We start from the raw sequence: 24,263 nt of genomic DNA on the forward strand, positions 1-24,263 counted from the left end.
CTGATTTCTCAGTCCAACTAATGGGGAGCAGTTCGCTTATGCTCCCTGTGGCGGGGGTCTTTTTGCGTTTCGGGTGACGACGACGTGACGACATTTTGACGACAATAGGCACTAAAATAGGCTAAAACACACCGAAATCCAACACGTGCAGAAAACACGAAAAACCCCGCCCTACCAGCTATTTAGCCTGATAAGACGGGGTATCTAAAATGTGGGCCATCAGGGACTCGAACCCCGAACCCGCTGATTAAGAGTCAGCTGCTCTGCCAGTTGAGCTAATGGCCCTTGTGTTGAACACGCTGTGTTAAAACACTGTGCAATAAGCACTTGGCTGTTGCCTCCGTGCTCGTTGGCAACGAAAAGAACTCTATACCGTATGGGTGAATCTTTACAAATCGCCAGCTCAGTTAGTGTTTCGTGGGGCTTGATTGTGCAAGGGAGAATGAGCCTGTGGCGGTCGGGAGCATTGCTCGGAGGAGCGAGTGCCGGACGGGGTTCGGTTCGGTCCGGTTGGGCGCGGGTTGATTGCTGGCTGGGTTCGGGTTGGCTGCAGGCCGGTTGCCGGACGGGGTCCGGTTGGGTGCAAGTCGGGTGAAGGGTACACGAGAGGCGAGGCGGTAACGATTTGGCCACAATCGAACAGTGTCAAGAGTTTCTGGTAACGCGATGTCGGACATGGGCGGTATGGTCCATGTATCAGATTTAAGCATTGGTAGCGCATGGCCCTGTGTGGGTTGTGCGGCCTAAAACCGCACTGGTTACCTGCGGATTCCCACACGGCACTACCAACTTTCGCAGTCGGAGCACGATGAACTTGAACACCCCGATGTTTTCGCCGCGCGCAATGCGGCACTCAGCTACTTCACGATCAGCCGAGCGTGAAACCGCCCAGGGCACCGTTCGTGGTGGATCCACCCCTCCACCGGCTTCTGGGGTTGTTTTTCGTCACAGCAAGGGTCGCGACCATAAGAATTCTCACCACAATGATCACGACCACAATGACCGTCACCACAATGACCGTCACCACAAGGATCCCAACTACAAGGGTCGTCGCTGGGGTGCGCGCGGCGTTACCGCCGCGGCGCTCAGCGGCCTGTTGCTGGTCTCTGGATGCACCATCGACAATGACGGTTCTGCCGAACAATCGTCAGGTCGCACCGAGGAGAAGACCTCCAAGCCCACCAGCGAGGTCAAGGGCAAGCTTTCCACAAATGTGAAAGATGGCGCGCAGGACTGGGGCGTCAATAAGAAAATCAAGGTGACAAGCGAAAAGCAGATCGCGGCCGCAACCATAACGGACGTGTCCGGAAACACGGTCGAGGGGAAGCTTAACGACGACAAGACCGAGTGGGTATCCACCGGGGACCTGCAGTTCGGAACTACTTACACGCTGACAGCGAAAGCTGGTGATAAAGAGATCAGCCGAACGTTCACCACTCAGGTCGCCCAAGCACTAGCTAGCACTGCACTAGCGCCCCTCGATGGTGCGACCGTCGGGGTGGCCCAAACTATTTCGTTGATTTTCGATACACCGATTCCCGACCGAAAAGCCGTGGAAAAGGCCATCGAGGTGAAAACGGATAACAACACCGAGGGGGCCTTTTACTGGCTAAATGATCGCATGGTGCGTTGGCGCCCGAAGGACTACTGGGAGCCCGGTACGAAGGTATCGGTAAAGACTCATCTGCGCGGTGTTGATCTGGGCAATGGAACGTTTGCGACCGAAGAACGCAATGCGGATTTCACTATCGGTGATGACGTGCGGGCCATCGTCGACGACAAAACCAAGATGATGGACATCTTCAAAAACGGCAAGAAAATCAAGACGATGCCAACATCCAATGGCCGCGATGGTGAATTTGCCACGCCAAACGGTGTGTACACGGTGGGTGAACAACATGAGCATCTGATGATGGATTCCACGACGTACGGCCTAGCGCTGGATGCCGGTGGATACCAAACCCAGGTGGCCTATGCGACCCAAATGAGCTACTCCGGCATCTACATCCATGGTGCACCGTGGAGCGAGTGGGCGCAGGGGTCGCAAAACACGTCCCACGGCTGCATTAACGTTTCCGTCCCCAACGCTCAGTGGGTGTTCGAAAACCTTAAGCGTGGCGATATCGTCGAGGTGAAAAACACCTCGGGAGATAAACTCAACGGGATGGATGGCCTAGGCGACTGGATGATTCCATGGGCGAAGTGGAAGGCCGGAAACGCCGACCAGTAACCCGTAGTTGAGCCCGCGCCACGATGCGGAGTTTGTGGCGATTGGGGATCCGCACCCGTTCGCGGGCGATTACATGAGCGGGGGTGCGATCCAGTTTCTCGGTGAGCTCTGCGAACAAATCGTGCGCCAGAACAACTCCGCTGAAAGCCTGCTCGGGCAGCAGATGAATGCCCCCTTGGGCGGTGCGCAATTCACTGCGTATCTCCTGGACGATGGCGGTTTTGGCCTGTTCCGTGAGCCCTCCGTCAACAAGCTGCGGAAGATAGAACCGCGCTAAAGCCGCAGAATCGTGGCGATAATCACGAAGGAAGTTAACTTTCTGGAACGCCGAGCCCAGGGCATAGGCAGCACGCTCTGTAGTCTGCTTTTCCGCATCGGTGAGAACCCGGCCGTTGGCTTCTGAGGTTTTCAGAAACACGGCGTTGCACATCCACCCGATGACACCGGCGGAGCCATGAATGTACTCTGCAGCTTCGCGCGACGTGTAGGACGTGGGCCCGCAGCTAGCTGCGCTGTGGGCATCCAACCGCATGGAATGGAAGAAATCGCGGATATGCTGCGTGTTGATTTCAGCCCACCGCGCGGTATTCGTGAATGCCTGGAGAATGAGGTCGGGGCTGAACCCGTCTTGGAGGGCAGTTAGCGTGGAGCGCTCGTACTCATCGAGGACGTCGAGCACCCTTTCAGCGGATAGACCTGCGCCAGATGCCGCACCATCCACGATTTCGTCCGCCACTCGCACCATCCCATAGATGTTGCGAATGTGGGTGCGAACCGGCTCGTCAAGTATTCGGCTGGCCAAGGAAAAACTCGACGAATATGAACTGATGACATCTGCGGCGATTGTTTCCGCCACACGCGAGTACTGCATAAAGGCAGCGGGAAAAGCTCTCATGATGGAACCCACTGTAGCGCGAGAGGGTGAGCAGGCGGTCGTACAATGGAGCCGAGTTCGTCACATGCGGCGAGCGATCGTCTGCACAACGCACGAGGCAATCGCGACACAAGGAGGTCCACTATGAGTCAGCTAGTTTTCAAAGTTGAAGGTATGAGTTGCGGTCACTGCGAGGCGGCAGTGCGCGAAGAGGTTTCCAAGATCCCAGGTGTAACCACGATTTCCGTGAGTGCGCAGGACGGATCCCTGCGGGTTGACGAGGATGGCACAGTTACTCCAGATGCCGTCATCGCAGCGGTTGATGAGGCGGGTTACGACGCCACGCAGGTCAGCTAACCCACTTCATCTTTGGACCCCAGCTGAGCGCCGCTGAAGTAATGCCTATCCTTGAAGATCAAGGCGGGGACTTGATGTTCGGGGTCAGCGAGGTTGGGTGCTTGGAGTACGTCCGTTACCTCTGCGGCAATGAGCGTAGATTCACCTGCGCGAGCCGCATCGAGGATATTCACACGCAGGACCGCACGTGAATTCGGCAAGAAGGGTTCGCCAGTCTCGGCTACCTGCCAGCCCTGCTCCTCGCTAAAACGATCTGGCGAGGGTTTTGCGAAGGATTTGGCGACGGAGGATTGGGCGTCGGAAAGAAAATGAACCAGTTGGCTTTCGGAACGCAAGATGCGTTCGGCCGAGCCCGTGCGCTTCATGAATGAAAAACTGATGGACAAGGGGTCCAAACTCAGCGACGCCACGCTGGACACGGTGATTCCCACAGGTTCGCCATCGACGGTTGCGGTAATGAGTGCCACACTTGCGGGATGGCCCCTGAAAATATCGCGGAACGCGGCTTGTTGGTGGGCCGTGGGCTTGGACTGGGACATCGCGTGTGAGTTTCCTCCGTGGTGCTGAATGAACGCGCTGCGGACAAGCGCTTGGATACCACTGTAACCCTCCCGGGGAGGTTGTACGAGGAGCGCCGGATGAACAGGACGCTGAATGGCAGGAGGTGCGGATGAGGGGTGCGGTGGATGGGGCCAATGCTGCATGAACGAAACCCCGAGTGATTAGAAGGATCAACTCGGGGTTAAAAATTGGGGTGGCTGACGGGACTCGAACCCGCGACACCCAGGATCACAACCTGGTGCTCTACCAGCTGAACTACAGCCACCATGGCATGTTTGATAGCTCTCAAACAGCGAATTTCATGTTAGACCACAATGATGTATTTTCACAAAAACGCTGCTGAGAGCCATTTCAAGGGGATTAAATAGGGTAATTCTCGCTAGCCGTCGCGGCTGCGTTGTGCACTTCTTCACTTGAGGGGGACTCTGCGGGGAAAAGCGCCGCTCGGTAGTACGCCAGTTCGCGAATGGATTCTTTGATGTCAGCCAGTGCGCGGTGGGCCAGGCCTTTATCAGGCTGCCCGTTGTAGACCCGTGGGTACCAGCGACGCGCCAGTTCCTTGATGCTGGATACGTCGATCATCCGGTAGTGCAAGAACTCGTTGAGGTCCGGCATGTAGCGTGCGATGAAGGTGCGGTCCGTTGCGATCGAATTGCCAGCCAGTGGCGCCGTACGGCTGAGGGGGACGAATCGCTTGATGTACTCGAGCACGTGCTGCTCGGCTTCGGAGACGCTCAATGTGGATTCGCGGATTTGATCCGTTAGCCCAGAGTTGCCATGCATCTTCGACACGAAGCTATCCATCCGGGACAGTTCATCCTCGCTGGCATGTATGACCAGGTCAATGCCTTCATCGAGCAGGTTAAGGTTGGCATCCGTGACGATCGCGGCAATCTCCACCAGCACGTGTTGATCGGGATCCAGCCCCGTCATTTCGCAATCCACCCATACAATGCGATCGTTTTTGGAAATCTGGTTTGGAGTGGTGTGCTCCGACGTGCTGGTCATGGGGGTTTCAAACTCCTTTGGAGAGATGGTGAGGGAGGGGGGACTACTTGGAATTCTGGGCTTTGGAGGCTTGTTCCTTGGCTACCTCTTGGGCCATCTTGGCGTATAACTTGGCCATGACCGGTGCGCTTAGCTTGCGCGGGATATAGGTAGACAAGGTGTTCATGATCTTGGACAGCGGCCCAGGGACGACACGCAATTTATTCGCAGCGAGAGCGTCGAGGGTTTCTACCGCGCAATCCTCGTAGGTTGTCCATACGAAATCAGGAGTGACCCGATCTACACCCGTGCGCTTTTCTTCTTCTTTGCGCGCCTCACGTACTGGTCCTGGTGCCAACAACGTGCACTTCACACCATGTTTCTTCAACTCGTAGTGAAGAGATTCGGTGTAGGTGTTCACCAGGGCCTTGGTACCCACGTACGTGGCATTACCGGGAATTGCCATGTTGCCAGCGGCTGATCCAACGTTGACGATCCCACCTTCCCGGCGGCTGACCATGCCCGGAATGACCGCTGCGGTCAATTCGAAAAGTGCAGTGGCGTTGAGTTCAAACTGAGCGCGCTCGTAACCGTAGTCAAGATCCGCGAAATCGCCGAAGGTTGCGATGCCCGCGGAGTTGATAATGATGTGCACTGGAAGCTTCTGCAGTTCGCTAACGAGTTCGGTGCGGCTTGTGGCGTCGGAAAGATCAACGGAGCGAATTTGTACATCGCGTTCCGGCAGTTGGTCGGCGATTGCCTGCATGGGGCCGGTGGAGCGAGCAACGAGTACAAGATCATGGCCTCGACGTCCCAGTTCCAAAGCCAAGGCTTCACCGATTCCCGAGGACGCGCCGGTGACAACCGCGTAGCTGCCAGGGCGTGGTGAGGGAAGTGAGTGCTCGGACGTCATTGACAATTCTCCTTTAGGTGTAGCCAGCGGGTGGGGCGCCGGTTAGTGATTATGCAAACGTGAACCACCCACTAGGGTACAGCGATCGTGATGAAGGCAAAACGAACGAAAGGAGGGAGCAGCGGTGTGGCGCGGGCGGTGTCCAGGAGAACACAGCGGGTGGTGTCCAGGAGAACACGGCGGGCGGTTCTCCAGGAGAACATGGCGCCGGGCGGTGCTCTGTGGTGGGCAAAACGCCGTAACGTGAAAACGAAAGCGCCCGGCACTGGCTGTGCCGAAAATGGCGCAGCGGCGAGGGGCGAGAATTCGACCTAAGAGACGTCCTCGGAGGACAACATCTGCCCCGATGGGGACTGACTGCCGGTGCCGGGTTCTTCCGTGATGGTGACGCGCATGGTGCCCGCGGGCAGGGGCATCCAGACATCGGAGTGAGGGTTGCGGTCAATCACGCCCGCAGATTTAGCTGTGCCGTCGCTCATGATTGCCCAAACTTGTGCACCCATGCCGTCATCGACGGAAGGGGTGCCTTGGACCATAGCGCCAGCTTTACCCATCGTGTCGCTTGCAACGATCGCGATGGACATTCCGTGGCCATTGATATCTGCGGTGCGGAGGTCTTTTGCCGCCATGATGTCGTGCATTTGGTCCACCCCGGTGGCAGGGCCCGTGGGGGTATGCGATGGGGAAGTGGGTTGTTCTGCCACGGTGTTTTGTTCTGACTGGTTGGTCAGCTGCGGGAGAACCACCATGCTTCCAGCCAGAATCGCTACGGTGGCCGCGGCGAGGAGGATTAACCCTCGACGCGGTTGGGCCTTGAAATCTGGCTGCGGGGTGGGCTCGGTAAAAGTGGGCCCGTTAGGGGTAGGCCCAGTAGATGTGGGCCCGGTTGGGGTGAGTTCGGTCGGGGTGGGTTCACCGGGCGCAATGCCGCCAGGAACCACCCGTGCATCTTCTTCATCAATGTGTTTCATGATGGATGCGAAGAGGTCTTCCGAGGGCTCGAGGGGTTCAGGTGCGCGGTTGAGTGCGTCTTCAGTGTTCACTGGGTGATCCCCCTCTCGGAAAGTAGTGAGGCGAGTCGCTTCATCCCGTTACGCACGCGAGTTTTCGCGGTGCCCAGCGGAATCTGATTTAGTTCGGCGATCTCGTTATGACTTAGGCCTTGATAGTAGGACAAGATGACCGCGGTGCGATTGGGCTCACCGATATCATCGATTGCCTGCCGGATTTCCGCACGCTCAGCTGCAGCTTCTGCGTTATCGGCCGGAGACGCGGGGCCGGGGTTAGCTAGGTTGAGCTCAAAATCGCGATGATCCCTTGCCTGGGAAGCTCGATCAGATCGCAATCGATCGATGGCCCGGGATCGGGTGAGGCGGAGCACCCAGGATTTAGCCCCTCCGCGACCAGCATCAAAATCCCCAGCTTTGCGCCAAATCTCCACGAAGACTTCCTGGGTGACTTCTTCTGCTGCAGCGCGATCGTTGAGGATGTAAAACGCGAGGCCTAAAACATTGCCGCTCAGACGTCGGTAGAGATCTTCGAAGGCGCGTTTATCGCCCCGAGAGACCCGCCCCAAGAGGGCGCTTTCAATCTCGACCGAATCTTTCACGATGATCAATGTTAGACCCTACGCAGTCTGGCACATGGGAAAAGGACTACTTTTACATGCCGTCTTTCATGCCATCCTTCATCTCGCCGGCCTTATCGCCCATCTTGTCGGTCATCTGACCGCCCTCTTTACTCATCTTGTCCTTCATACCATCGGCCTTTTCGCCCATTTTGTCCATGGCATCGGAAGGCTTCATGCTGTCAGAGCCCTCCATCTTGTCACCCTCCATCTTGTCGGAAGGCTTCATGGAACCGGACTCGGACATGGAATCGGAAGGCTGCATCATGGAGCTAGAAGGCGCCATGGAACCCGAGGGCTCCATCTTGGAATCATCTGCACCCTTGTCGTTGCAGGCAGCCAGGCCAACAGCCATGGTGGCGCATGCGGCGATGGTCACGGCCTTTTTAGTGAAACGAGTCATGGGAATATCCTCCAAAGAAAACTGAATGTTCAAAACGTGAGCGTGACAACTATCGAGCTGCCATTGAAAGCGCTGACAAAGCGCTCTCATACAGCACTACGGAGCAGACGGGCGGGGTGGATTGCAGGAGAGCAGAATTATTTTTCTTTTGTTTTACGCAATCCAAAAGTGGGGCACGCTCCGAACACCTGACTAGACACGGGCGAATGAATGCCGAAGCGCTAGATCGCCCATCAAGCCGTTGAATCTTTGAAAGGAACCCCATGGACTTAGTGCTGGTCGGGCTGCTCGGAGGGTTAATCACAGGAATTTCGCCGTGCATACTCCCTGTACTGCCCATTGTCTTTACAGTCGTGACCTCTCAAGGTCGTAAACCAGTGCCTGTAGTGGCCGGAATAGTGCTCAGCTTTTCCGTTATTACACTGCTGGGGACCAGTCTGCTTTCAGCCCTCGACCTCCCCCATTCCACCATCCGGTGGGTAGGTATCGGCATGCTGGTTATCTTGGGCTTGTCGATGATGATTCCTCCTTTGGGCGACGCCATCGCTAAACCTTTCCTCGCTATCCCCAAGCCCACGTTTTTGCAAAACAAAACGAAGAACAAGGGCGGTTTGGCCGTTGGACTAGCGCTGGGTGCTGTCTACGCACCATGTGCCGGACCAGTTCTCGCGGCAGTTACTGTTGCCGGCGCCACCGGTGAAGTGGGGTGGCCAACCGTCATCCTGACTTTGTCCTTCGCCGTGGGGGCCGCCATTCCCTTGCTGTTTTTCGCCATGGCAGGTGATAAAGCCGGTGATAAAGTTTCCGCGGTGCAGCGCCGGACCAAAGGGTTTTCCGTGGTTTCGGGCCTCATCACCATTGCCCTCGCAGTTGCCCTAGCTTTTGATGCACCGGCGGCATTGCAAAGGACGTTGCCCGACTGGTCCCAAGGACTGCAGGCCAAGTTCAATAATGACGAGCGCGTGCGGGACACAGTCGACTCGGTCCGAGCTGCAGGAGGCGCCGGGAGCGCAGGCGGGAATTTGGAAAACTGCCGGGCGTCGGGAAATAAAGGCCTGCAGGAGTGTGGCGAGGCACCCGAGCTAGAAGGGCTAACCGGGTGGTTTAATACCGATAAGCCGGTTGATCTGAAGCAATTCGGCACCGTGAAGTTTGTGGACTTTTGGGCCTATGCGTGCATCAATTGCCAGCGGGCGAATAAGCACGTTACGGCGCTGTATGACCATTATCGCGAAGCCGGATTAACGGTCGTTGGAGTGCATGCGCCGGAATATAGTTTCGAAAGGGACCTAGAAAACGTCAAGGCGGCGGCGCGCGAACAAGGAATCCACTATCCGGTCGCGCAAGATAACGACTTTAAGACGTGGCGGAATTACCACAATCAATACTGGCCAGCGCATTACCTGGTGGACGGCAAAGGTCATGTTCGCTCCATTCACGAGGGTGAAGGCCAGTATGCGGAAACAGAGCACATGGTGCGGGAACTGCTGAAGGAAGCCAACCCCAATGTGAAGTTGCCGGAACCCCTCAATAACGAGGAAGTAGCTACCGTTCGAGATCGCAATCCCGAGACCTATCTGGGATACGAACGCGCCGAGTATTTCGCTAATTCGAAACAGGAATACCGCCAGGGAACACGCACTTTTACTGCAGTGCCAAACTTGGAGTTTCCCAATTACGCATTGGAAGGGGAGTGGACTATCGGTCCCGATTTCATCCGAGCAGGTAAGGCAGCGAAATTACGATTGAATTACCGCGCCGGGTTAGTACAGATAGTGGCCTCTGGAGGGGAAGGGGCTGGCCAGGCGGGGCAATCGAGCGGTGCCGCGGGCGGGAAATCTGGACGCGCGGGGATCACCGTGAATGGGGTGCAACACAGCTTGCCGGTCACGCCTGGAACGATCGATATCGCCGGAAAGCCTGGAGGGGAGAAGCGGGAAGGTGTGTTGGAGATCGATGTGGCCCCTGGAGTGGTGCTGCATTCGATGACGTTCGGGTAGAAGCACGAAGAACCCGGTGCCCGAAGTACCCGGTGCACGAAGTACCTGGTGCGCGAAGTACCCGGTGCACGAAGTACCCGGTGCACGAAGAACCTTGCGCCCGAAGTACCCGGTGCACGAAAGACCTGGTGCCCCCGGCAGGACTCGAACCCGCGACACAAGGGGTAGAAACCCTCTGCTCTAATCCGCTGAGCTACGGAGGCTGACACGATCTGTCCCACACGTATCGGAACAGAACGCTACTTAGATTAACCCACCAGCTCCAGCGATGCCGGAGGGAGGTCGGGCTAAGCCAGCCCGTGGTCAGCGCTGTTACCCGCGTCTCAAGAAATCGGAATTCGCGCGCTACGGCGGTAATGTCAGGGGCATGTCTGAGACTGTCAATGCGACTTCATCTACAACGGCGGGCGCGGAAGAATCGTCGACTCGCGACTTGGTGGATAAGAACACCGCTGCCAAGAAGCGTACCTCCGCTAAGCCCACGCTATTTTACGTGGTGGCGGCAGTTGTCGCCGGCATCGTCGGCGCCGCGATCGGGTATAGCTTTCTGGGGGAATCCCTCGCGATTCTCGGTATTCCAGATCCCGGAGAACTCACGACCATCGGGTTGCCGTTTGTGCGCTCGGCCGTAACGTTGGTGGCGTTCCTGGGGATTGGCTCGTTCATGATGGCCGCGTTCGGGGCGCCGCCTCGTAAGGACGGCTACCTGGACCTTGACGGGTACAAGGCCTCGCGAACAGGCACGTGGTCCATGGTCGTGTGGGGTTTGGGTGCGCTGGCCCTAGTACCGCTGTACTTATCGGATGTGTCCGGCCAGCCACTGTCGGTCGCGATGGATCCCACTTTCTGGGAAACCGCCCTGTCCCAGGTCAGTGCCGCTCGCGTGTGGTTATGGGTCGCGGCGTTTGCCTTCGTCGTGGCCATCTTTTCTGCCACAACGCGCAAGTGGATTTGGCAGCCGGTTTATTTTGCCATCTCGATTCTTTCGCTTATTCCCCTCGGCTTGGAAGGGCACTCCGCCAGCGGTGGCAACCACGACTATGGTGTGAATTCCTTGTTGTGGCACCTCGTCCTCACGGCGGTGTGGGTTGGCGGTCTGATGGCCTTGGTTGCCCATGCCAAACGTCGTGGCGAGCACCTCGCTGTCATTGTAGAGCGTTATAGCTTTATCGCGTTGTGCGCAATCATCGGCATTGCTATCTCCGGGCTTATCAATGCGGCTATCCGCCTGAAATTCTCTGAGTGGTTCAGCACTCAATATGGGCTGGTTATCACGGCGAAGGCTGTCCTTACAATTGTTTTGGCCTACTGTGGTTGGCTACATCGTCGCAAGGTTATTCCTTTACTGCAGGCTGCAGAGGCCAAGGGTGATCGCACATCTATTTCCGACGCCCAGCGCCGTCCCTTCATCCGCCTTGCCCTGGTTGAAGTTTTGATCATGGCTGCGACCATCGGGGTGGCAGTGTCCCTGTCCCGCATCCCACCTCCGATTGAGCTGCAGCTAGATCTCACTCCCCAAGACCTGTTGTTGGGCTTCCGTTTAGAGGAGCCGCCGAGCGTGGCGAATTACTTCACCATGTTCCGCATGGATTTGGTGTTTGGCGTGGGGGCGTTGATCCTGCAGTGGATCTACACGTGGGCCTGGTTGTCTTTGAAAAAGCGTGGCATTGATTGGCCACTGTCCCGGTTGTTCTGGTGGACGTTAGGCAATGCGACCTTGTTCTGGGCTACGTCCTCGGGATTGGGCATGTACTCCATGGCGATGTTCTCCCCGCACATGTTGCAACACATGATTTTGTCGATGGCGGTTCCCGTGTTCTGGGTTTTGGGTGGGCCCATGACGTTGTTGCTGCGTGCGCTGCCACCGGCGGGACGCAACGGTGTGCCGGGGCCACGCGAGTGGCTGGTGGTGTTCATTAACAATCCCGTCTCGCGGTTTCTCACCAACCCCATTGTGGCCGGTATTCAGTTCGTGATCGGGTTCTACTACCTGTATTTGTCCTCCCTGTTCAACGTCATCGGCGACAATCACGGTGGCCACTTGTTCATGATGATTCACTTCATCATTTCCGGTTACATCTTTTACTGGGTGATCATCGGTGTGGATGCGGCGCCGCGCCAGCTCAGCCCATTCATTAAGATGTTGACGTTGTTCGCCGTCGTGGTATTCCACGCGTGGTTTGGTATCGCGATGATGCAAATGGCTACCCCTTTGAATCTGGAGTTCTACAAGCAACTGGACTTCCCATTCCCCGTGGATTTCGCGGAAGAACAGAATAAGGGCGGTGGAATTGCGTGGGCTCTGGGTGAGATCCCGTTGCTGGTGGTTACCGCTGCTCACGGTGTGCAGTGGATGCGCACCGATCGCAAGGAAGCCGCGCGCCATGACCGCCGTGAAGAGCGGACTGGAGGGGAAGAATTGGAGGCGTACAACGCCATGTTGCAGGGGCTTGCGGAGGGCCGTGGTGATTTTGGTAACGCGGAATACTACAGCGCGGACTACCACGATCAAGAAGTCCAGGGGGCTCTGCACACCAAGCGCCATCCTGCGAAGAAGCGAGGCCAGGTGGATAAGAACGAGTAGGGCGCTGACGGGGCAGAAGTGCGGCTAGCGATGGGGCGATGGGGCGCTGCCTGGGCAGAAGTGCAGCTAGCGATGGGGCGATGGGGCGCTGCCTGGGCAGAAGTGCAGCCAGAGATGGGGGCGATGGGGCGCTGTTTGGGCACAAGTGCAGCTAGAGATGGGGGCGATGGGGATTGCCTGGGCAGGGGTGCGGCCAGGCTGATTGAATCGATTATATTGACGCGCCACACCGGTACGCGTCCCCATGTCAAGGCCTAGGTAGTGGACTGTGGATAAGCCGGCGGTTCACCGTAGTTATGCACAGCAGGGCGTCGAGAAAAATGGCATGAGCACGTGATTGTGGCAACGTCGGAGTCAAACACTGGGGGACAAGCCCTCGGTGGGGACGAAAGGGAAAACACGTGTTTAATATGGCGACCGTTCATTTGGCAGGGCGGCTCACGAGGGAGCCGGAACTCAAATTTAGGAATTCAGCCAACGGGCGCACGTTGGTGCTACTCAACCTCGCACTGAATCACCGCTACCAAGATGCTAATGGTAACTGGTCGGAAGGCGAGCCAACCTTTGTCGAGGTGCAGTGCTGGGGGAAGTTAGCGAACAACGTGCTGGACTGCATGGGCAAGGGAATGTCGGTCCTGGTAATTGGCCGGTTGATCCAGAGCAATTGGGAAGCCGAGTTGAATGGCGAAAAGGTCAAGCGTTCGGTGCTGCGTGTGAAGGCCAGCCACGTGGGGCCTGATCTGAATTGGCAGCGAGCGAAAGCGATCAAGGATGAGGATTTCGGGGAGTTTGAAGCCCGTGGTACGGAAACCGCGCGCGCCGCAGAGAAAGCAGCGGGTGGCAGCGAAGACAACGAGGAGCGTGAATTGGTTGGCGCGGGCGTGGGAGCCCAATCCGGTAACTCGTTGGGGGGAAATGAGGAGGACAATAGCTCGAAGCCACCATTCTAGAAGCGGCAGGTCCCGCAACCAGGTCGCAAAGTGGGATGGACCCCTGTGACCACGTACACTGAGGGGCATGCGTGGTAGTCGCCGGCGTTAACCTCGGCGGCTTCCACATCGATAATTTCAGTGACGTGAGAAATCTATACCGGAAAGGTCGGAGACGAGTTCACAGTGGGCGAGTTCATCTACACCATGAAGAACGTGCGCAAGGCGCACGGCGAGAAGGTCATTCTCGATAACGTGACCATGGCGTTCTACCCGGGCGCCAAGATCGGCGTGGTCGGTCCTAACGGTGCCGGTAAGTCCTCTATTTTGAAGATCATGGCTGGTATCGATCAGCCTTCGAACGGTGAGGCGTTCCTCGACCCCGGTGCTACCGTTGGCATCCTGCAGCAGGAGCCACCTTTGAATGAGGAGAAGACCGTTCGCGAGAATGTCGAAGAGGGCATGGGCGAGATCTTCCAGGTTCGTCAACGCTACGAGGCGATCGCCGAGGAAATGGCGACCAACTACACGGACGAGCTCATGGAGGAAATGACCCAGTTGCAGGAGCAGATTGATGCTGCCGATGCGTGGGAACTGGATTCCAAGATTGAGCAGGCCATGGAGGCGTTGCGTTGCCCGCCATCCGATGAGCCAGTGACACACTTGTCTGGTGGTGAGCGCCGCCGCGTAGCATTGGCGAAATTGCTGCTCAGCGAGCCAGATTTGCTGCTGCTCGACGAGCCTACTAACCACTTGGATGCGGAGTCCGTGCTGTGGCTGGAGCAGCACCTGGCGAACTACAACGGCGCTGTTTTGGCCGTGACTCACGACCGTTACTTCCTGGATCACGTGGCCCAGTGGATCTGTGAGGTCGACCGCGGCAATCTATACCCATACGAGGGTAATTACTCCACTTACTTAGAGACCAAGGCCAAGCGTCTCGAGGTTGCAGGTAAGAAGGACCAGAAGCTGCAGAAGCGCTTGAAGGAAGAGCTGGCCTGGGTGCGCTCCGGTGCCAAGGCTCGTCAGGCGAAGAACAAGGCTCGTCTGCAGCGCTATGAAGAGATGGCTGCGGAGGCGGAACAGTACAAGAAGCTGGATTTCGAGGAAATTCAGATCCCAACCCCACCGCGCCTGGGTAATCAAGTTGTTGAGGTTAAGGATCTGCAGAAGGGTTTTGATGGCCGCGTGCTCATCAAGGACTTGTCCTTCACCCTGCCTCGTAACGGCATCGTGGGTGTGATCGGCCCTAACGGCGTGGGTAAGACCACCCTGTTCAAGACCATCGTCGGTCTAGAAGAGCCCGACGCAGGTGAGGTCAAGATTGGCCAGACCGTGCAGCTCAGCTACGTTGACCAGAACCGCGCGAACATCGATCCAGAGAAAACCGTGTGGGAGGTTGTGTCCGACGGCTTAGATTACATTCACGTGGGGCAGAACGAAATGCCATCCCGTGCGTACCTGTCCGCCTTCGGATTCAAAGGGCCGGATCAGCAGAAGCCATCCAAGGTCCTGTCCGGTGGTGAGCGTAACCGCCTAAACTTGGCGCTGACCCTGAAGCAGGGCGGAAACCTGATCCTGCTGGATGAGCCGACTAACGACCTGGATGTGGAAACCCTGTCCAGCTTGGAAAACGCGCTGCAGAACTTCCCGGGCTGCGCCGTTGTGATCTCCCACGACCGCTGGTTCTTGGATCGCACCTGTACCCACATTCTCGCGTGGGAGGGCAATGTTGCCGAGGGGCAATGGTACTGGTTCGAGGGTAACTTTGAGGACTACGAGAAGAACAAGATCGATCGCTTGGGTGCCGAGGCCGCCCGTCCGCACCGCGTTACGCACCGTAAGCTGACGCGCTAGGTTCCGCCGGTGCACGCCCCCGTGGGGGAGCATGGTTCTGCGAGGGATCGTCGGCTGCTTCGTGTAGTGGTAGCTGCCTTCGAGGAACCCCATTTGGTTCATCCGCTTTCGCTGGCCGTTCTTGGGGAACCGCCGACGGTCTCAACCCATGTTCCGGCCGGCTCCGCCGTAGTGTCGGCTTAACCAATTCCCGTGACTGGGCACTGAAAAAGTGTAAGAGTCGCGGGAATTTTTCATGGGTTGTGCATGTAACTTCTTTACCACCAGCCCCGATTGCTACAATGTACGTTCCGTATGGAATCCTTTTAACTTCGACAACAAACTTACAATCGAAGGGGACTGGCAAGCGATGCCTTTTATTCTTAATAAGAAGACCGATACTCGCTGGCACACGTGCCATCGGGAACTCCGTTGGACTGATTTTGATCAATACCAGCATGTTAACAACGCCAAGTATCTTGAATTCGCCCAAGATGCGCGCATGGTTTTTCTCAAGGACGTTCTGCTGGAGATGGATATTGCCGTTCCACCGTTCTTCGTTCGCCACACGACGATCGATTACCCTCGCCCGTTGTCTCCGGGTGAATCTGAGGTCGCAGTGAGCTCATTTTTCACCAGTCTGGGAACCCGTTCCTGCGTAATGCGCCAGCAGATCAAGGATTCGCTTGGCCGTGTTGCGTCCACGATTGATACCGTCATGGTGGGCATCGACGTGATGACCGGAAAATCTCGCGAGTGGTCGGAGCAGGACCTGAAGAACATGGGGTTGTTCTTAATTCCGGTTTCCGATGACGAAGAATCGAACTCCTCCGAAACCTCTGCTCGCGAACGCAATCGCACCCGTGCTGTGGAGAAGGCTAACAACGTTTCCTAAGCGCCCACCTATAGTGGGGTTTATGGAAATTCGTCTCGTTGTCCCTGATCTCGTCCATGCCAGTACCGCTAAGCAATGGCAAGCCGCTGCGCGCCGAACTAGCCAAGTCGCAGACCGGGTGCTGGCTATGGATCCGGATGCTTTGGCGCGGCTGCGGCAGGTTGACGGGGCGGTTGATTTTTTCTTTTCGACGCCCACGAGCACCATTTACATGCAGCGCATCCCTGGCACTTTGGTCGGTAGCGACGACGCGGTGGTTCGGGCACGTGCAATCAGGGACGCACTGGGATCCTACCTTTCAAGATTCGTCCCCCCACAGGGTCGATCGGAACAGGGCGTAACACTGGGTCAGACTGAACCGGGTACGCCAGGTCAGGACTTACCGCAGGAACTTGCCTTGGGTGCGGATTGTTCGTTGTTGTGGCGGGGTGCGTTGCCGCCTGAAACGGGATACACCCTGATTGACACCCCACCGGGGTCTGTGCTGCGTGAGTTGTACCAAGCGATGGTGGCAGAAAATCGCGAGCACTCAGGTCCCGCGGGGATTGCGCGCTCCCTCCTTGATCAGGAGCTCATGGAGGTGAGCTCTGATTCGGCGCAGGTGAGCATTACCGGTCGGATGATGGCAACAATGGGAGCGTTGGGTTTGGCACCAGAACCTGTGAATCCCGCGATGAAATCCTACGACTACGCACGAGTGAGTGCCCACGCTTCGTGGATTCGAGTGGATGGCGTAGGCGGCACCCTTTATGCGCCCCGACCAGGGGGGCTCGCGCGGGTGCCATGATTCTCTCGACGACGCTGATCTGCTCATTCCCGTGATCAGACCGCCATCTCCGGTGTCACTGGGTGCTGGATTAGCAGAATGAAATGATGTTGTGGCCACGTTTGTTGGGCTTTTCGTTCTGCTTTGTTGACATGGGATTGGTGTGGGTCCTGCCGTTGGTTCTGTATTTTTGGTGCTGTCTGGGTGCTGGATTAGCAGAATGAAATGATGTCGTGGGCACGTTTGTTGGGCTTTTCGTTCTGCTTCGTTGACATGGGATCGGGCGTCGACCTCGGGAGGGGCTTGGCCACGGCAAAGTGCGCAGTCGGAACTCATGAGCTCCCAACCCTTAGTCCGAACCACGTGGGACATGCGCGGCGTGGATGGCGGATCCCGCACTTTCAACCAGGCTCCGGCGTGGATGGCGGATCCCGCACTTTCAACCAGGCTCCGGCGTGGATGGCGGATCCCGCACTATCCACTAGGCTCCGGCGTGGATGGCGGATCCCGCACTGCGAGGGGGCAGCAGACAACTAACCGTTGAACAGGTCGTACGTTAGTTTCCCAGCCATCGCCACCACCACGATCAGCAGCATGATTCGAATGAAGCCCGTTCCACGCGAAATCACCAGCCGTGCCCCGGCTACCGATCCGCAGATATTGGCAATCGCGAGGACAAATCCCAGCAACCACATGACATTCCCGGTAGCCGCCAGTACGCACAGCGCGCCAGCATTGGTGGAAACATTGATGACCTTGGTCATTGCAACTGATTCCAAAAATGATCGGCTTAGAAGCGCCGTTAAGCTGATAATGAGGAACGTCCCTGTTCCCGGACCGAAGAACCCGTCGTAGGCGGAAATTAACCCGATCACCATCAGTGCTAGGAACCAGCGCCGGCGCGAGATGGCCTTGCGCTGCGTAATCGCGGAGCTTTCGCCAAAGGAGGGTTTCAGCGCCACGTAGGTTCCCACGGCAAGCAGTAAAACGATGATGATGGGCCGCAGTATCGCACTGTCGACCACGGAAACCATCAACGCGCCGCCCGCTGAACACGCCAGCGCCAGCGGAACAGCCCATGTAAGGAGGAATTTATCCACCTTCACTCGTCGCAGAAACGAGATCGCCGCGGTTGTTGTACCGCTGACGGATGCCACTTTATTAGTGGCGATGATGCTGGGCTCGGGCACCGTGGGAAGCGCAATCATCAGCAAGGGAATGAGGATCAGGCCACCACCACCAACGATGGCATCTACCAATCCCGCACTGAAAGCCCCCGCAACGAGGGCCCCAATGACGGGAGGAGCGATGTCCATCATCGCGCGTTAGGCTCCTGCGGGGATCCTTTCGATAAATCGGGGTGCCCGCTGGGTGCGTTAATCAGCATGTTTGCAACTCGTTCCATGTGATCCCACATGGCTGCTCGGTGCGCATCGGGCAAAGTGTCCTCATCAACAGTCGCCATTGCCTTGGACATCAGTTCCAACCACCGATCCCGCGCGGCCTCATCAATGTGGAAACGAGCGTGCCGCATGCGCAGCCGAGGATGGCCACGCTGGATGTTGAACTCTTGCGGGCCACCCCAGTATTGTGCGAGGAACCACCGCAGCCGATCCTCAGCACCTTCTAGATCGTCATCGGGGTACATGGGCCCCAGGATGTCGTCGGCGGGCACTTGCTTGTAGAACTCGTGCACAACCTTGCGGAAGGTTTCCTCCCCGCCGACTGCCTCGTAGAAATTCGCGCTCACTGCCTACCTCTCTGTTCGCATGCGTGCCAGCGCCCTTTTTTCTGACGCCACCCTGATCTCCACCGATCACATCTTTCAGTGGGAGCTGGACGCGACCGTGTTAGGACTGGTCGTATACCACCGCGGACTTACGGCGAGCGACGACATCGCGTCCCTCGCGGAGGGGGCGACGCAAACCGACCGGGGTGCTGTCCTTTTCAATCATATCGGCAATCACGGTGTCCGTTTCTTCGCTGGTATCCCAGGTGGGGTAGATGCCCTCCAGGGTGCGCAGCGCCATCTCCGGGGACAGTGCGTTCCACAGCGATGGGGCGACTTCGGCGTACTTCAAGCCAAAGCCGTCCAAGAGATCGCGCTGGCCGACGTGGTAGAACCCAGCCATGAGGTGGCGCAGTTCTAGGTTGGAGCGCTCTGGTCCGTGGACGGTGATTTCCTCCCATACCTTCTGCTTCGTCTCTACCGTGGGGATGACGGAGCGCGCTTGGAGCGCCCGCATTGCACCGGTGCTGGAGGAATCCGTCTTCTGTTCAGCTTCGATGCGTGCGGTGAGCGTCGGTTCCGATTCGTTCGTGATACGGGCCGCGCCGGTCAACGCGATGATGAAGGCCCAGCGAAGATCCTGGTCCACATCGAGGCCCGTGATGCCCGTAGGGGCGTCGGTTTCACCCAAAAGGGCCCGCAGGATTTCGGCAGATTCGGCAGACTGCAGACAACCGGCGAATGCGCGAGCGAAGGCGAGCTGGGCTGCTTCCGTGGTGGTGCGTACGCCCTCAAGGTAGGCATCGCGAAGCATGGCCCATCCGGTGCTGTCGGCCCACGCGGGATCAGCGTATGAGTCAACGGCGGAGCGCCCTTGCAGCAAAATCTGTTCTAACACTGCCATCTCGGTTTCAGCCACACATCCGCGGGCCACCAAGGCAACGAAATCGCGAGCCTTCATCTGGGCATTGCGGGTCATCTGCCACGCAGCGGACCACACGAGAGAACGTGCCATGGGGTCACCGATCTTGTCGATGTTTTCCGTGGCGGTACTCAGCGACTTTTCGTCCAGAGACATGAAGGCATAGGTTAGATCGTTGTCGTTAACTAATATGAGATCGCCCTCGTTGGCCCCAACCAGGTCTGCAATTTCGGTCTCAGGCCCTTCAATGTCCAGCTCCGTCTTGTGAGTGCGAACCAGCTGGCCAGAGTTGAAGGCGTAGATACCCACCGCGATGCGGTGGGTGCGAGTCTCGCCAGCGCCTGGTTCTGCACCCTGCTGTGTCACGGCAAAGCTGGTGTACTTACCGTCATTGACCTGGAACTTCGGCGCCAGCGTGTTGATGCCGGTGGTCTTGAGCCATTGGTCGGCCCAACTGGAGAGGTCACGGCCACTGGCTTTTTCGAGGGCTCCAAGAAGGTCATCAAAGGTGGCATTTGACCATGCATGCGCAGCAAAGTGGGAGCGAAGGCCGGAAAGGAATGGTTCCAAGCCCACGTACGCAGACAGCTGCTTCAATACACTTGCGCCCTTGGCGTACGTAATTCCATCGAAGTTGGCGTCTACCGTCACGATGTCCGAAGCGTCCGAGAAAACGGGGTGCGTGGAGGATAGCTGGTCTTGGCCGTAGGCCCATGCTTTTTCCTTGTTGGCGAAAGTCACCCACGCGGTTTTAAATTTCGTGGCCCCGGCTTGGCTCATGGCAGCGGACCAGGTTGCAAAGGACTCGTTGAGCCACAGGTCGTCCCACCACTGCATGGTGACAAGGTCGCCGAACCACATGTGCGCCATCTCGTGCAAAATTGTGTCCGCACGACGTTCGTATTCGTAGTGGGAGGCTGCGCTACGGAAGATGTATTCGTCGCGGAACGTCACCGCACCGGCGTTTTCCATCGCGCCCATGTTGTATTCGGGGCAGAAGATCTGGTCGTACTTGTAGAACGGGTAGCCCACACCAAAGTGCTCGGAATACCAGTCGAAGCCTTGCTTGGTGATTTTCAGCAACTCGTCAACATCCATGTACTCCGCCAATGACTGGCGGCAGTACAGACCGAGGGGCACGGTGATATCGCCGGATGTCTGCAAAGGAGCACGCTTGGTTGCTTCGGCAATGGCCTCCTGAGACATTTCGGGGTGTTCCGTGATGGTGCCGGTCCATTCGTCTCGAACCTCGTACCACGGGCCGACGCACAGGGCAACTAGGTAGGTGGACAGTGGGTAGTCGACGGTGGCGCGGTGGATACGGTGGACGTTACTGCCGTCGTCTGCATTTCGGTCATCCACGCTGACCACATTGTTGGTGACGACAGTCCACGTGGAAGGCGTAGTAACAGTGATGTCGTAGGTGGCCTTGATGTCTGGCTGATCGAAACAGGCGAAAACGCGCTTGGCATCTGCAGTCTCGAACTGGGTGTACATGTACACCTCGCCATCTGCGGGGTCACGGAACCGGTGCAGGCCTTCACCGGTAGCAGAGTAGACAGCATCGGCTTCCACGACTAAGGAGTGAGAACCAGTCGTGAGGTTGTGGAGCTGGATGCCTTGTTCTTCGTCGTAGGAACCGTTCTTCAACGGCACAGCGGTCTGGGTAATATCTTCCCCATCCAATTCCACCTTGCTGACGGAAGCGGCCCGCAGGTCCACAAAGGTGGAGCCAGATTCCGAGCTAAAGGTGATGGTGGTCTGAGAGGGGAACGTTTTCTGGTCGATATTGGCACCCTCGGTGAGGTCAACGTTGAAGCTGTAGCTCACGTTCGAAATGAGTCGGGCGCGGTTAGCGGCCTCGGTGCGTGTGAGGTTTGTAGAAGTCATGCGACCAACCTTAGTAACCGAGCGCGACAACGTGTAGAGCGGTAGCTGGTGTACTAACCCCGTTCTCACACGAGTCCGACTCGGGGGCCGCAGACGCGATGTCTGGGTTGTCGTTACAGTGGGAACCATGGCTACTAACAAAGTAACGATGTTTTTCGATTCCACCTGCCCTTTTGCATGGGTAACCAGTCGCTGGTTGCTTGAAGTTGAGAAGGTCCGTGATGTGACCATTGATTGGGCGCCCATGAGTTTGGCGGTTCTCAATGACGGCCGTGAAGGGCTCGATGAAGGTTATAAAGACCGTATGCAGTTCGCATGGGCGCCAGCCCGGGTGGCTGCTGCTTTGTACACCGAAGCCCCAGAAAAGATCGGCGCCTTTTACACCGCGATGGGCAACCGAATTCACAATGAAAAGCGCGTGAGCTATGAGGATTTGCACGCCAATGACGAACTAATTAAGGAGGCCTTGGCGGAGGCTGGAGCCCCAGCCGAGCTCTTCAACGCGGCATATAAGGGCTTGGGGGAGGATGGTTCCTACGAACAGCAACTACGCGATTCGCACCAACGTGCGCTGGATTTGGTTGGCGACGATGTTGGAACACCGGTTGTGCAGTTGGGCGATACAGCCTTCTTCGGCCCAGTCCTCACCCGTGTGCCTCAGGGTGAGGAAGCCGGCGAACTGTTCGATGCGGCCATGGTTCTGGGTGGCTACCCCCACTTCTTCGAGCTCAAGCGCACGCGTACTGAAGACCCGGTTGCCGAATAAGGTTTCGGTAGCGTAGCCGGTCCGGGCAATATCGGGCCAGGCGCCGAGTGTCCCGTCGTCGAGTACGACTTGGCACGACAGCTGGTGACAGGTCAGTGGTCGCTTGGGGCGCGCGCCGAGAATCCCGCCATCGGATGCGTATTTGAACCTAACGTTTAAACTGGCACCATGCGTATTTACCTAGGTGCGGACCACGCAGGGTTCGAAATGAAAAATGTCATCAAAGCTCATTTGGCGGACAAGGGATTTGAGGTCATCGACTGTGGCGCTCACACCTACGATGCCAACGACGATTATCCAGCTTTTTGTATTGACGCCGCCACGAAGGTGGTTGCCGACGAGGGATCTTTGGGAATCGTTCTGGGTGGCTCCGGAAATGGCGAGCAGATCGCTGCAAACAAGGTCCCAGGGGCACGTTGTGCGCTGGCCTGGTCTGTCGAGACCGCCAAGTTGGCGCGCGAGCACAACAATGCGCAGCTCATCGGTTTGGGTGGGCGTATGCATTCTGAGGAAGAGGCCTTGGCCATCGTGGATGCTTTTGTCTCCCAGCCGTGGAGCCAGGAGGAGCGCCACCAGCGTCGCATCGACATCCTCGCTGAGTATGAACGCACCGGTGAGGCCCCGGAGGTCCCCGGCCAGTAATACTCGCGTTTCTACCGAAACATCTGGCCCCAGAAATCGAAGCCCCCGGATCCCTATTGCGGAATTCGGGGGCTTGGTTTTGCGGTGATATGTCTCTGTGAATGGAATGTGGTGAAGTTCCCGGAGACGAGGGAACAAGGGTGGGGGATTAACTGAAAGGCTTACTTTTCGCGCTGTGCGATGCGGTTATTGTGCCACTCGCGGATATCATCCGAAAGCCAGAGTGTTAACCCGTGATGCTTGGCTACGGGCTCAGGCGCGCGACCGCGCCCGGCGTAACTGGTGAATGTCCCACGGGCAGTTCCCGTGTATTCAGCACACTGGGAAGCTGTCCACAGCTCAACTCCCGTGTCCTTGTCGATAATGATCGGTTGCATATTAAGTATGATAGCGTCCGGTTTTGGTGACGAGGATAGGTGTATTGCCTGTCGGGGGGGACGCACATTAGCTAACATACCGGAAAACTGCAGGTTAAGGGAAACCCTATGGGGGAAAGGAGAGGCGACAGTTGAACGGCCGAAAGTTCGAATTTGATTAGTCATGTGAATGGCGTGTAGGCTTTGGCTCCAGTGGTTACGCTACTTACTGCACGCTATCGCCGGGCCGGTTGTAGTGAGCAACGTAGAGTTACTACTTAGGGGAACGTCGTATAGTGGCTAATACCTCAGCCTTCCAAGCTGAAGACGCGGGTTCGATTCCCGTCGTTCCCTCCAGTTCAGGGGCGGTTTTTACTGCCTCTTGCCTTTTTAGTCATGACGTAAGTCATGACAATCATGGCATAGGTGCTTTTTAATGTGTACTCATCTGGGGGGAGCTCCGGGGGGTAATTCGGATGGCTCACCTTTGTGATGGCGGGGGTGGGAGGCACGAATCCTAAGCATGCCGGTGGGGTTGTGGGGTTCCATCGCAGTCGCGACAGGAATCGGGGTGATACTCAGCATTTCGCTGCAGATTTTCCTCGTGGGTATCGTCGCTGTCTTTCCAGTAGATCAGTATCGTCGCAGTCTTTCCAGTAGAACGCTGGGTGGAATGGGTCACGTCTCCGCGCTTATTGGATGGGGCTTGCAGTCTCTAGTCTTTAGCCTGATCATTAAGCCTATCGGGACAGCGCAGGCGGTAACGAATGCTTTCGCTACTGTGAGCTACGTGCCGGATAATGCAATTCCAACCTCATTAGATGCCGACCCTACGTAGGGGACTGCTGTAGCGGTAGGGGCCACATTCACTGGGGAGGTGACCGACCGTCTGTGGGATAGGGGGCCGCTGTAACGGTAGGTGCTACATGCTCTGGCTTGCCCATTCCCTGTGCCCGTTGAATTCGTTCTACTGATCGTATGCCACAAGCCCCTGAA

At 57.2% G+C, this 24,263-nt stretch carries 22 protein-coding genes and 4 tRNA genes; 12 read left to right on the top strand and 14 right to left on the bottom strand.

Features of this window, described 5'->3' with window-relative positions; all coding sequences use genetic code 11:
• Positions 1–212 precede the first annotated feature (212 nt).
• Positions 213–285: transfer RNA gene (locus HMPREF3098_RS02865), tRNA-Lys, on the bottom strand.
• 523 nt (positions 286–808) lie between these two features.
• Between HMPREF3098_RS02865 and HMPREF3098_RS02870 the strand changes: the two genes are divergently transcribed.
• Entirely contained in the window at positions 809–2,230 is a 1,422-nt protein-coding gene (locus tag HMPREF3098_RS02870; protein ID WP_246815822.1) for a L,D-transpeptidase, read from the top strand.
• Here the strand turns inward: HMPREF3098_RS02870 and HMPREF3098_RS10910 are convergent.
• Complete coding sequence (locus HMPREF3098_RS10910) at positions 2,157–3,125, bottom strand: phytoene/squalene synthase family protein (protein ID WP_141739645.1); 969 nt, start codon at positions 3,123–3,125, stop codon at positions 2,157–2,159. The two genes, HMPREF3098_RS02870 and HMPREF3098_RS10910, sit on opposite strands and share 74 nt — an antisense overlap.
• A gap of 123 nt (positions 3,126–3,248) precedes the next feature.
• Here HMPREF3098_RS10910 and HMPREF3098_RS02885 point away from each other — a divergent pair, with 123 nt between their 5' ends.
• Positions 3,249–3,461: a heavy-metal-associated domain-containing protein gene (locus tag HMPREF3098_RS02885; protein ID WP_070433931.1), complete on the top strand. Its 213-nt coding sequence runs from the start codon at positions 3,249–3,251 to the stop codon at positions 3,459–3,461.
• On the opposite strand, the gene HMPREF3098_RS02890 is transcribed toward HMPREF3098_RS02885, so the two are convergent.
• The 7 genes from HMPREF3098_RS02890 to HMPREF3098_RS02920 form a co-directional block, all read right to left on the bottom strand.
• Positions 3,458–4,000, bottom strand: coding sequence for a flavin reductase family protein (locus tag HMPREF3098_RS02890; RefSeq protein ID WP_070433932.1), 543 nt, complete (start codon positions 3,998–4,000; stop codon positions 3,458–3,460). The two genes, HMPREF3098_RS02885 and HMPREF3098_RS02890, sit on opposite strands and share 4 nt — an antisense overlap.
• Positions 4,001–4,211: 211 nt before the next feature.
• Positions 4,212–4,287, bottom strand: a tRNA-His gene (locus HMPREF3098_RS02895).
• A gap of 95 nt (positions 4,288–4,382) precedes the next feature.
• Complete coding sequence (gene orn, locus HMPREF3098_RS02900; RefSeq protein WP_035115531.1) at positions 4,383–5,030, bottom strand: oligoribonuclease; 648 nt, start codon at positions 5,028–5,030, stop codon at positions 4,383–4,385.
• Positions 5,031–5,073: 43 nt separating this feature from the next.
• Positions 5,074–5,922, bottom strand: coding sequence for a mycolate reductase (cmrA, locus tag HMPREF3098_RS02905; protein WP_035115534.1), 849 nt, complete (start codon positions 5,920–5,922; stop codon positions 5,074–5,076).
• A 311-nt stretch (positions 5,923–6,233) separates the two neighbouring features.
• Positions 6,234–6,965, bottom strand: a complete 732-nt coding sequence (locus tag HMPREF3098_RS02910; protein WP_052095151.1) for an anti-sigma factor — start codon at positions 6,963–6,965, stop codon at positions 6,234–6,236.
• The gene (locus HMPREF3098_RS02915; protein ID WP_035115610.1) at positions 6,962–7,531 is read right to left on the bottom strand and encodes a sigma-70 family RNA polymerase sigma factor; all 570 of its coding nucleotides are present in this window, start codon (positions 7,529–7,531) and stop codon (positions 6,962–6,964) included. Before HMPREF3098_RS02915 ends, HMPREF3098_RS02910 begins: the two co-directional genes overlap by 4 nt.
• Positions 7,532–7,583: 52 nt before the next feature.
• Positions 7,584–7,952: a hypothetical protein gene (locus HMPREF3098_RS02920; protein ID WP_035115536.1), complete on the bottom strand. Its 369-nt coding sequence runs from the start codon at positions 7,950–7,952 to the stop codon at positions 7,584–7,586.
• Between the two features lie 263 nt (positions 7,953–8,215).
• On the opposite strand from HMPREF3098_RS02920, the gene HMPREF3098_RS02925 reads away from it, so the two are divergent.
• Positions 8,216–9,952, top strand: coding sequence for a cytochrome c biogenesis protein CcdA (locus HMPREF3098_RS02925; protein ID WP_070433933.1), 1,737 nt, complete (start codon positions 8,216–8,218; stop codon positions 9,950–9,952).
• A gap of 126 nt (positions 9,953–10,078) precedes the next feature.
• On the opposite strand, the gene HMPREF3098_RS02930 is transcribed toward HMPREF3098_RS02925, so the two are convergent.
• A tRNA-Arg gene (locus HMPREF3098_RS02930) sits at positions 10,079–10,155 on the bottom strand.
• Between the two features lie 164 nt (positions 10,156–10,319).
• Here HMPREF3098_RS02930 and HMPREF3098_RS02935 point away from each other — a divergent pair.
• The 5 genes from HMPREF3098_RS02935 (at position 10,320) to HMPREF3098_RS02955 (ending at position 16,983) form a co-directional block, all read left to right on the top strand.
• Positions 10,320–12,536: a bifunctional copper resistance protein CopD/cytochrome c oxidase assembly protein gene (locus HMPREF3098_RS02935; protein ID WP_070433934.1), complete on the top strand. Its 2,217-nt coding sequence runs from the start codon at positions 10,320–10,322 to the stop codon at positions 12,534–12,536.
• Positions 12,537–12,946: 410 nt separating this feature from the next.
• Complete coding sequence (locus HMPREF3098_RS02940; RefSeq protein ID WP_052095152.1) at positions 12,947–13,486, top strand: single-stranded DNA-binding protein; 540 nt, start codon at positions 12,947–12,949, stop codon at positions 13,484–13,486.
• Between the two features lie 165 nt (positions 13,487–13,651).
• Positions 13,652–15,322 (top strand): energy-dependent translational throttle protein EttA, encoded by a 1,671-nt coding sequence (gene ettA / locus HMPREF3098_RS02945; RefSeq protein ID WP_070433935.1) that lies wholly within the window; start codon positions 13,652–13,654, stop codon positions 15,320–15,322.
• Between the two features lie 349 nt (positions 15,323–15,671).
• Positions 15,672–16,196 (top strand): acyl-CoA thioesterase, encoded by a 525-nt coding sequence (locus HMPREF3098_RS02950; RefSeq protein WP_070433936.1) that lies wholly within the window; start codon positions 15,672–15,674, stop codon positions 16,194–16,196.
• A gap of 22 nt (positions 16,197–16,218) precedes the next feature.
• Positions 16,219–16,983 carry a DUF8185 domain-containing protein gene (locus HMPREF3098_RS02955; RefSeq protein ID WP_070433937.1) on the top strand — a complete coding sequence of 255 codons (765 nt, stop codon included), beginning with the start codon at positions 16,219–16,221 and terminating at the stop codon, positions 16,981–16,983.
• Between the two features lie 512 nt (positions 16,984–17,495).
• Here the strand turns inward: HMPREF3098_RS02955 and HMPREF3098_RS02960 are convergent.
• From HMPREF3098_RS02960 to pepN, 3 genes are all read right to left on the bottom strand, one after another.
• Positions 17,496–18,281 (bottom strand): TSUP family transporter, encoded by a 786-nt coding sequence (locus tag HMPREF3098_RS02960; protein WP_070433938.1) that lies wholly within the window; start codon positions 18,279–18,281, stop codon positions 17,496–17,498.
• Positions 18,278–18,712 carry a globin gene (locus tag HMPREF3098_RS02965; protein ID WP_083284005.1) on the bottom strand — a complete coding sequence of 145 codons (435 nt, stop codon included), beginning with the start codon at positions 18,710–18,712 and terminating at the stop codon, positions 18,278–18,280. Before HMPREF3098_RS02965 ends, HMPREF3098_RS02960 begins: the two co-directional genes overlap by 4 nt.
• A gap of 100 nt (positions 18,713–18,812) precedes the next feature.
• Positions 18,813–21,503: an aminopeptidase N gene (gene pepN, locus HMPREF3098_RS02970; protein WP_070433939.1), complete on the bottom strand. Its 2,691-nt coding sequence runs from the start codon at positions 21,501–21,503 to the stop codon at positions 18,813–18,815.
• 127 nt (positions 21,504–21,630) lie between these two features.
• On the opposite strand from pepN, the gene HMPREF3098_RS02975 reads away from it, so the two are divergent.
• Positions 21,631–22,269, top strand: coding sequence for a mycothiol-dependent nitroreductase Rv2466c family protein (locus HMPREF3098_RS02975; protein ID WP_070433940.1), 639 nt, complete (start codon positions 21,631–21,633; stop codon positions 22,267–22,269).
• A gap of 168 nt (positions 22,270–22,437) precedes the next feature.
• Positions 22,438–22,911, top strand: coding sequence for a ribose-5-phosphate isomerase (locus tag HMPREF3098_RS02980; protein ID WP_070433941.1), 474 nt, complete (start codon positions 22,438–22,440; stop codon positions 22,909–22,911).
• 161 nt (positions 22,912–23,072) lie between these two features.
• Here HMPREF3098_RS02980 and HMPREF3098_RS02985 read toward each other — a convergent pair whose 3' ends face one another.
• Positions 23,073–23,288: a helix-turn-helix transcriptional regulator gene (locus tag HMPREF3098_RS02985; RefSeq protein WP_035114353.1), complete on the bottom strand. Its 216-nt coding sequence runs from the start codon at positions 23,286–23,288 to the stop codon at positions 23,073–23,075.
• Positions 23,289–23,549: 261 nt separating this feature from the next.
• Between HMPREF3098_RS02985 and HMPREF3098_RS02990 the strand changes: the two genes are divergently transcribed.
• Positions 23,550–23,624: transfer RNA gene (locus HMPREF3098_RS02990), tRNA-Gly, on the top strand.
• Between the two features lie 166 nt (positions 23,625–23,790).
• Complete coding sequence (locus HMPREF3098_RS02995; RefSeq protein WP_070433942.1) at positions 23,791–24,105, top strand: hypothetical protein; 315 nt, start codon at positions 23,791–23,793, stop codon at positions 24,103–24,105.
• Positions 24,106–24,263: the final 158 nt, after the last annotated feature.

Source organism: Corynebacterium sp. HMSC28B08 (assembly GCF_001806865.1).
In the GTDB taxonomy this organism is placed as follows: domain Bacteria; phylum Actinomycetota; class Actinomycetes; order Mycobacteriales; family Mycobacteriaceae; genus Corynebacterium; species Corynebacterium auriscanis.

Bases quoted from the DNA above. Each gene is read 5' to 3' on its own strand.
- HMPREF3098_RS02870 (WP_246815822.1), top strand. From the start codon at position 809: ATGAACTTGAACACCCCGATGTTTTCGCCGCGCGCAATGCGGCACTCA.
- HMPREF3098_RS10910 (WP_141739645.1), bottom strand. From the start codon at position 3,125: ATGAGAGCTTTTCCCGCTGCCTTTATGCAGTACTCGCGTGTGGCGGAA.
- HMPREF3098_RS02885 (WP_070433931.1), top strand. From the start codon at position 3,249: ATGAGTCAGCTAGTTTTCAAAGTTGAAGGTATGAGTTGCGGTCACTGC.
- HMPREF3098_RS02890 (WP_070433932.1), bottom strand. From the start codon at position 4,000: ATGTCCCAGTCCAAGCCCACGGCCCACCAACAAGCCGCGTTCCGCGAT.
- orn (WP_035115531.1), bottom strand. From the start codon at position 5,030: ATGACCAGCACGTCGGAGCACACCACTCCAAACCAGATTTCCAAAAAC.
- cmrA (WP_035115534.1), bottom strand. From the start codon at position 5,922: ATGACGTCCGAGCACTCACTTCCCTCACCACGCCCTGGCAGCTACGCG.
- HMPREF3098_RS02920 (WP_035115536.1), bottom strand. From the start codon at position 7,952: ATGACTCGTTTCACTAAAAAGGCCGTGACCATCGCCGCATGCGCCACC.
- HMPREF3098_RS02925 (WP_070433933.1), top strand. From the start codon at position 8,216: ATGGACTTAGTGCTGGTCGGGCTGCTCGGAGGGTTAATCACAGGAATT.
- HMPREF3098_RS02935 (WP_070433934.1), top strand. From the start codon at position 10,320: ATGTCTGAGACTGTCAATGCGACTTCATCTACAACGGCGGGCGCGGAA.
- HMPREF3098_RS02940 (WP_052095152.1), top strand. From the start codon at position 12,947: ATGGCGACCGTTCATTTGGCAGGGCGGCTCACGAGGGAGCCGGAACTC.
- HMPREF3098_RS02950 (WP_070433936.1), top strand. From the start codon at position 15,672: ATGCCTTTTATTCTTAATAAGAAGACCGATACTCGCTGGCACACGTGC.
- HMPREF3098_RS02955 (WP_070433937.1), top strand. From the start codon at position 16,219: ATGGAAATTCGTCTCGTTGTCCCTGATCTCGTCCATGCCAGTACCGCT.
- HMPREF3098_RS02960 (WP_070433938.1), bottom strand. From the start codon at position 18,281: ATGATGGACATCGCTCCTCCCGTCATTGGGGCCCTCGTTGCGGGGGCT.
- pepN (WP_070433939.1), bottom strand. From the start codon at position 21,503: ATGACTTCTACAAACCTCACACGCACCGAGGCCGCTAACCGCGCCCGA.
- HMPREF3098_RS02975 (WP_070433940.1), top strand. From the start codon at position 21,631: ATGGCTACTAACAAAGTAACGATGTTTTTCGATTCCACCTGCCCTTTT.
- HMPREF3098_RS02980 (WP_070433941.1), top strand. From the start codon at position 22,438: ATGCGTATTTACCTAGGTGCGGACCACGCAGGGTTCGAAATGAAAAAT.
- HMPREF3098_RS02985 (WP_035114353.1), bottom strand. From the start codon at position 23,288: ATGCAACCGATCATTATCGACAAGGACACGGGAGTTGAGCTGTGGACA.
- HMPREF3098_RS02995 (WP_070433942.1), top strand. From the start codon at position 23,791: ATGCCGGTGGGGTTGTGGGGTTCCATCGCAGTCGCGACAGGAATCGGG.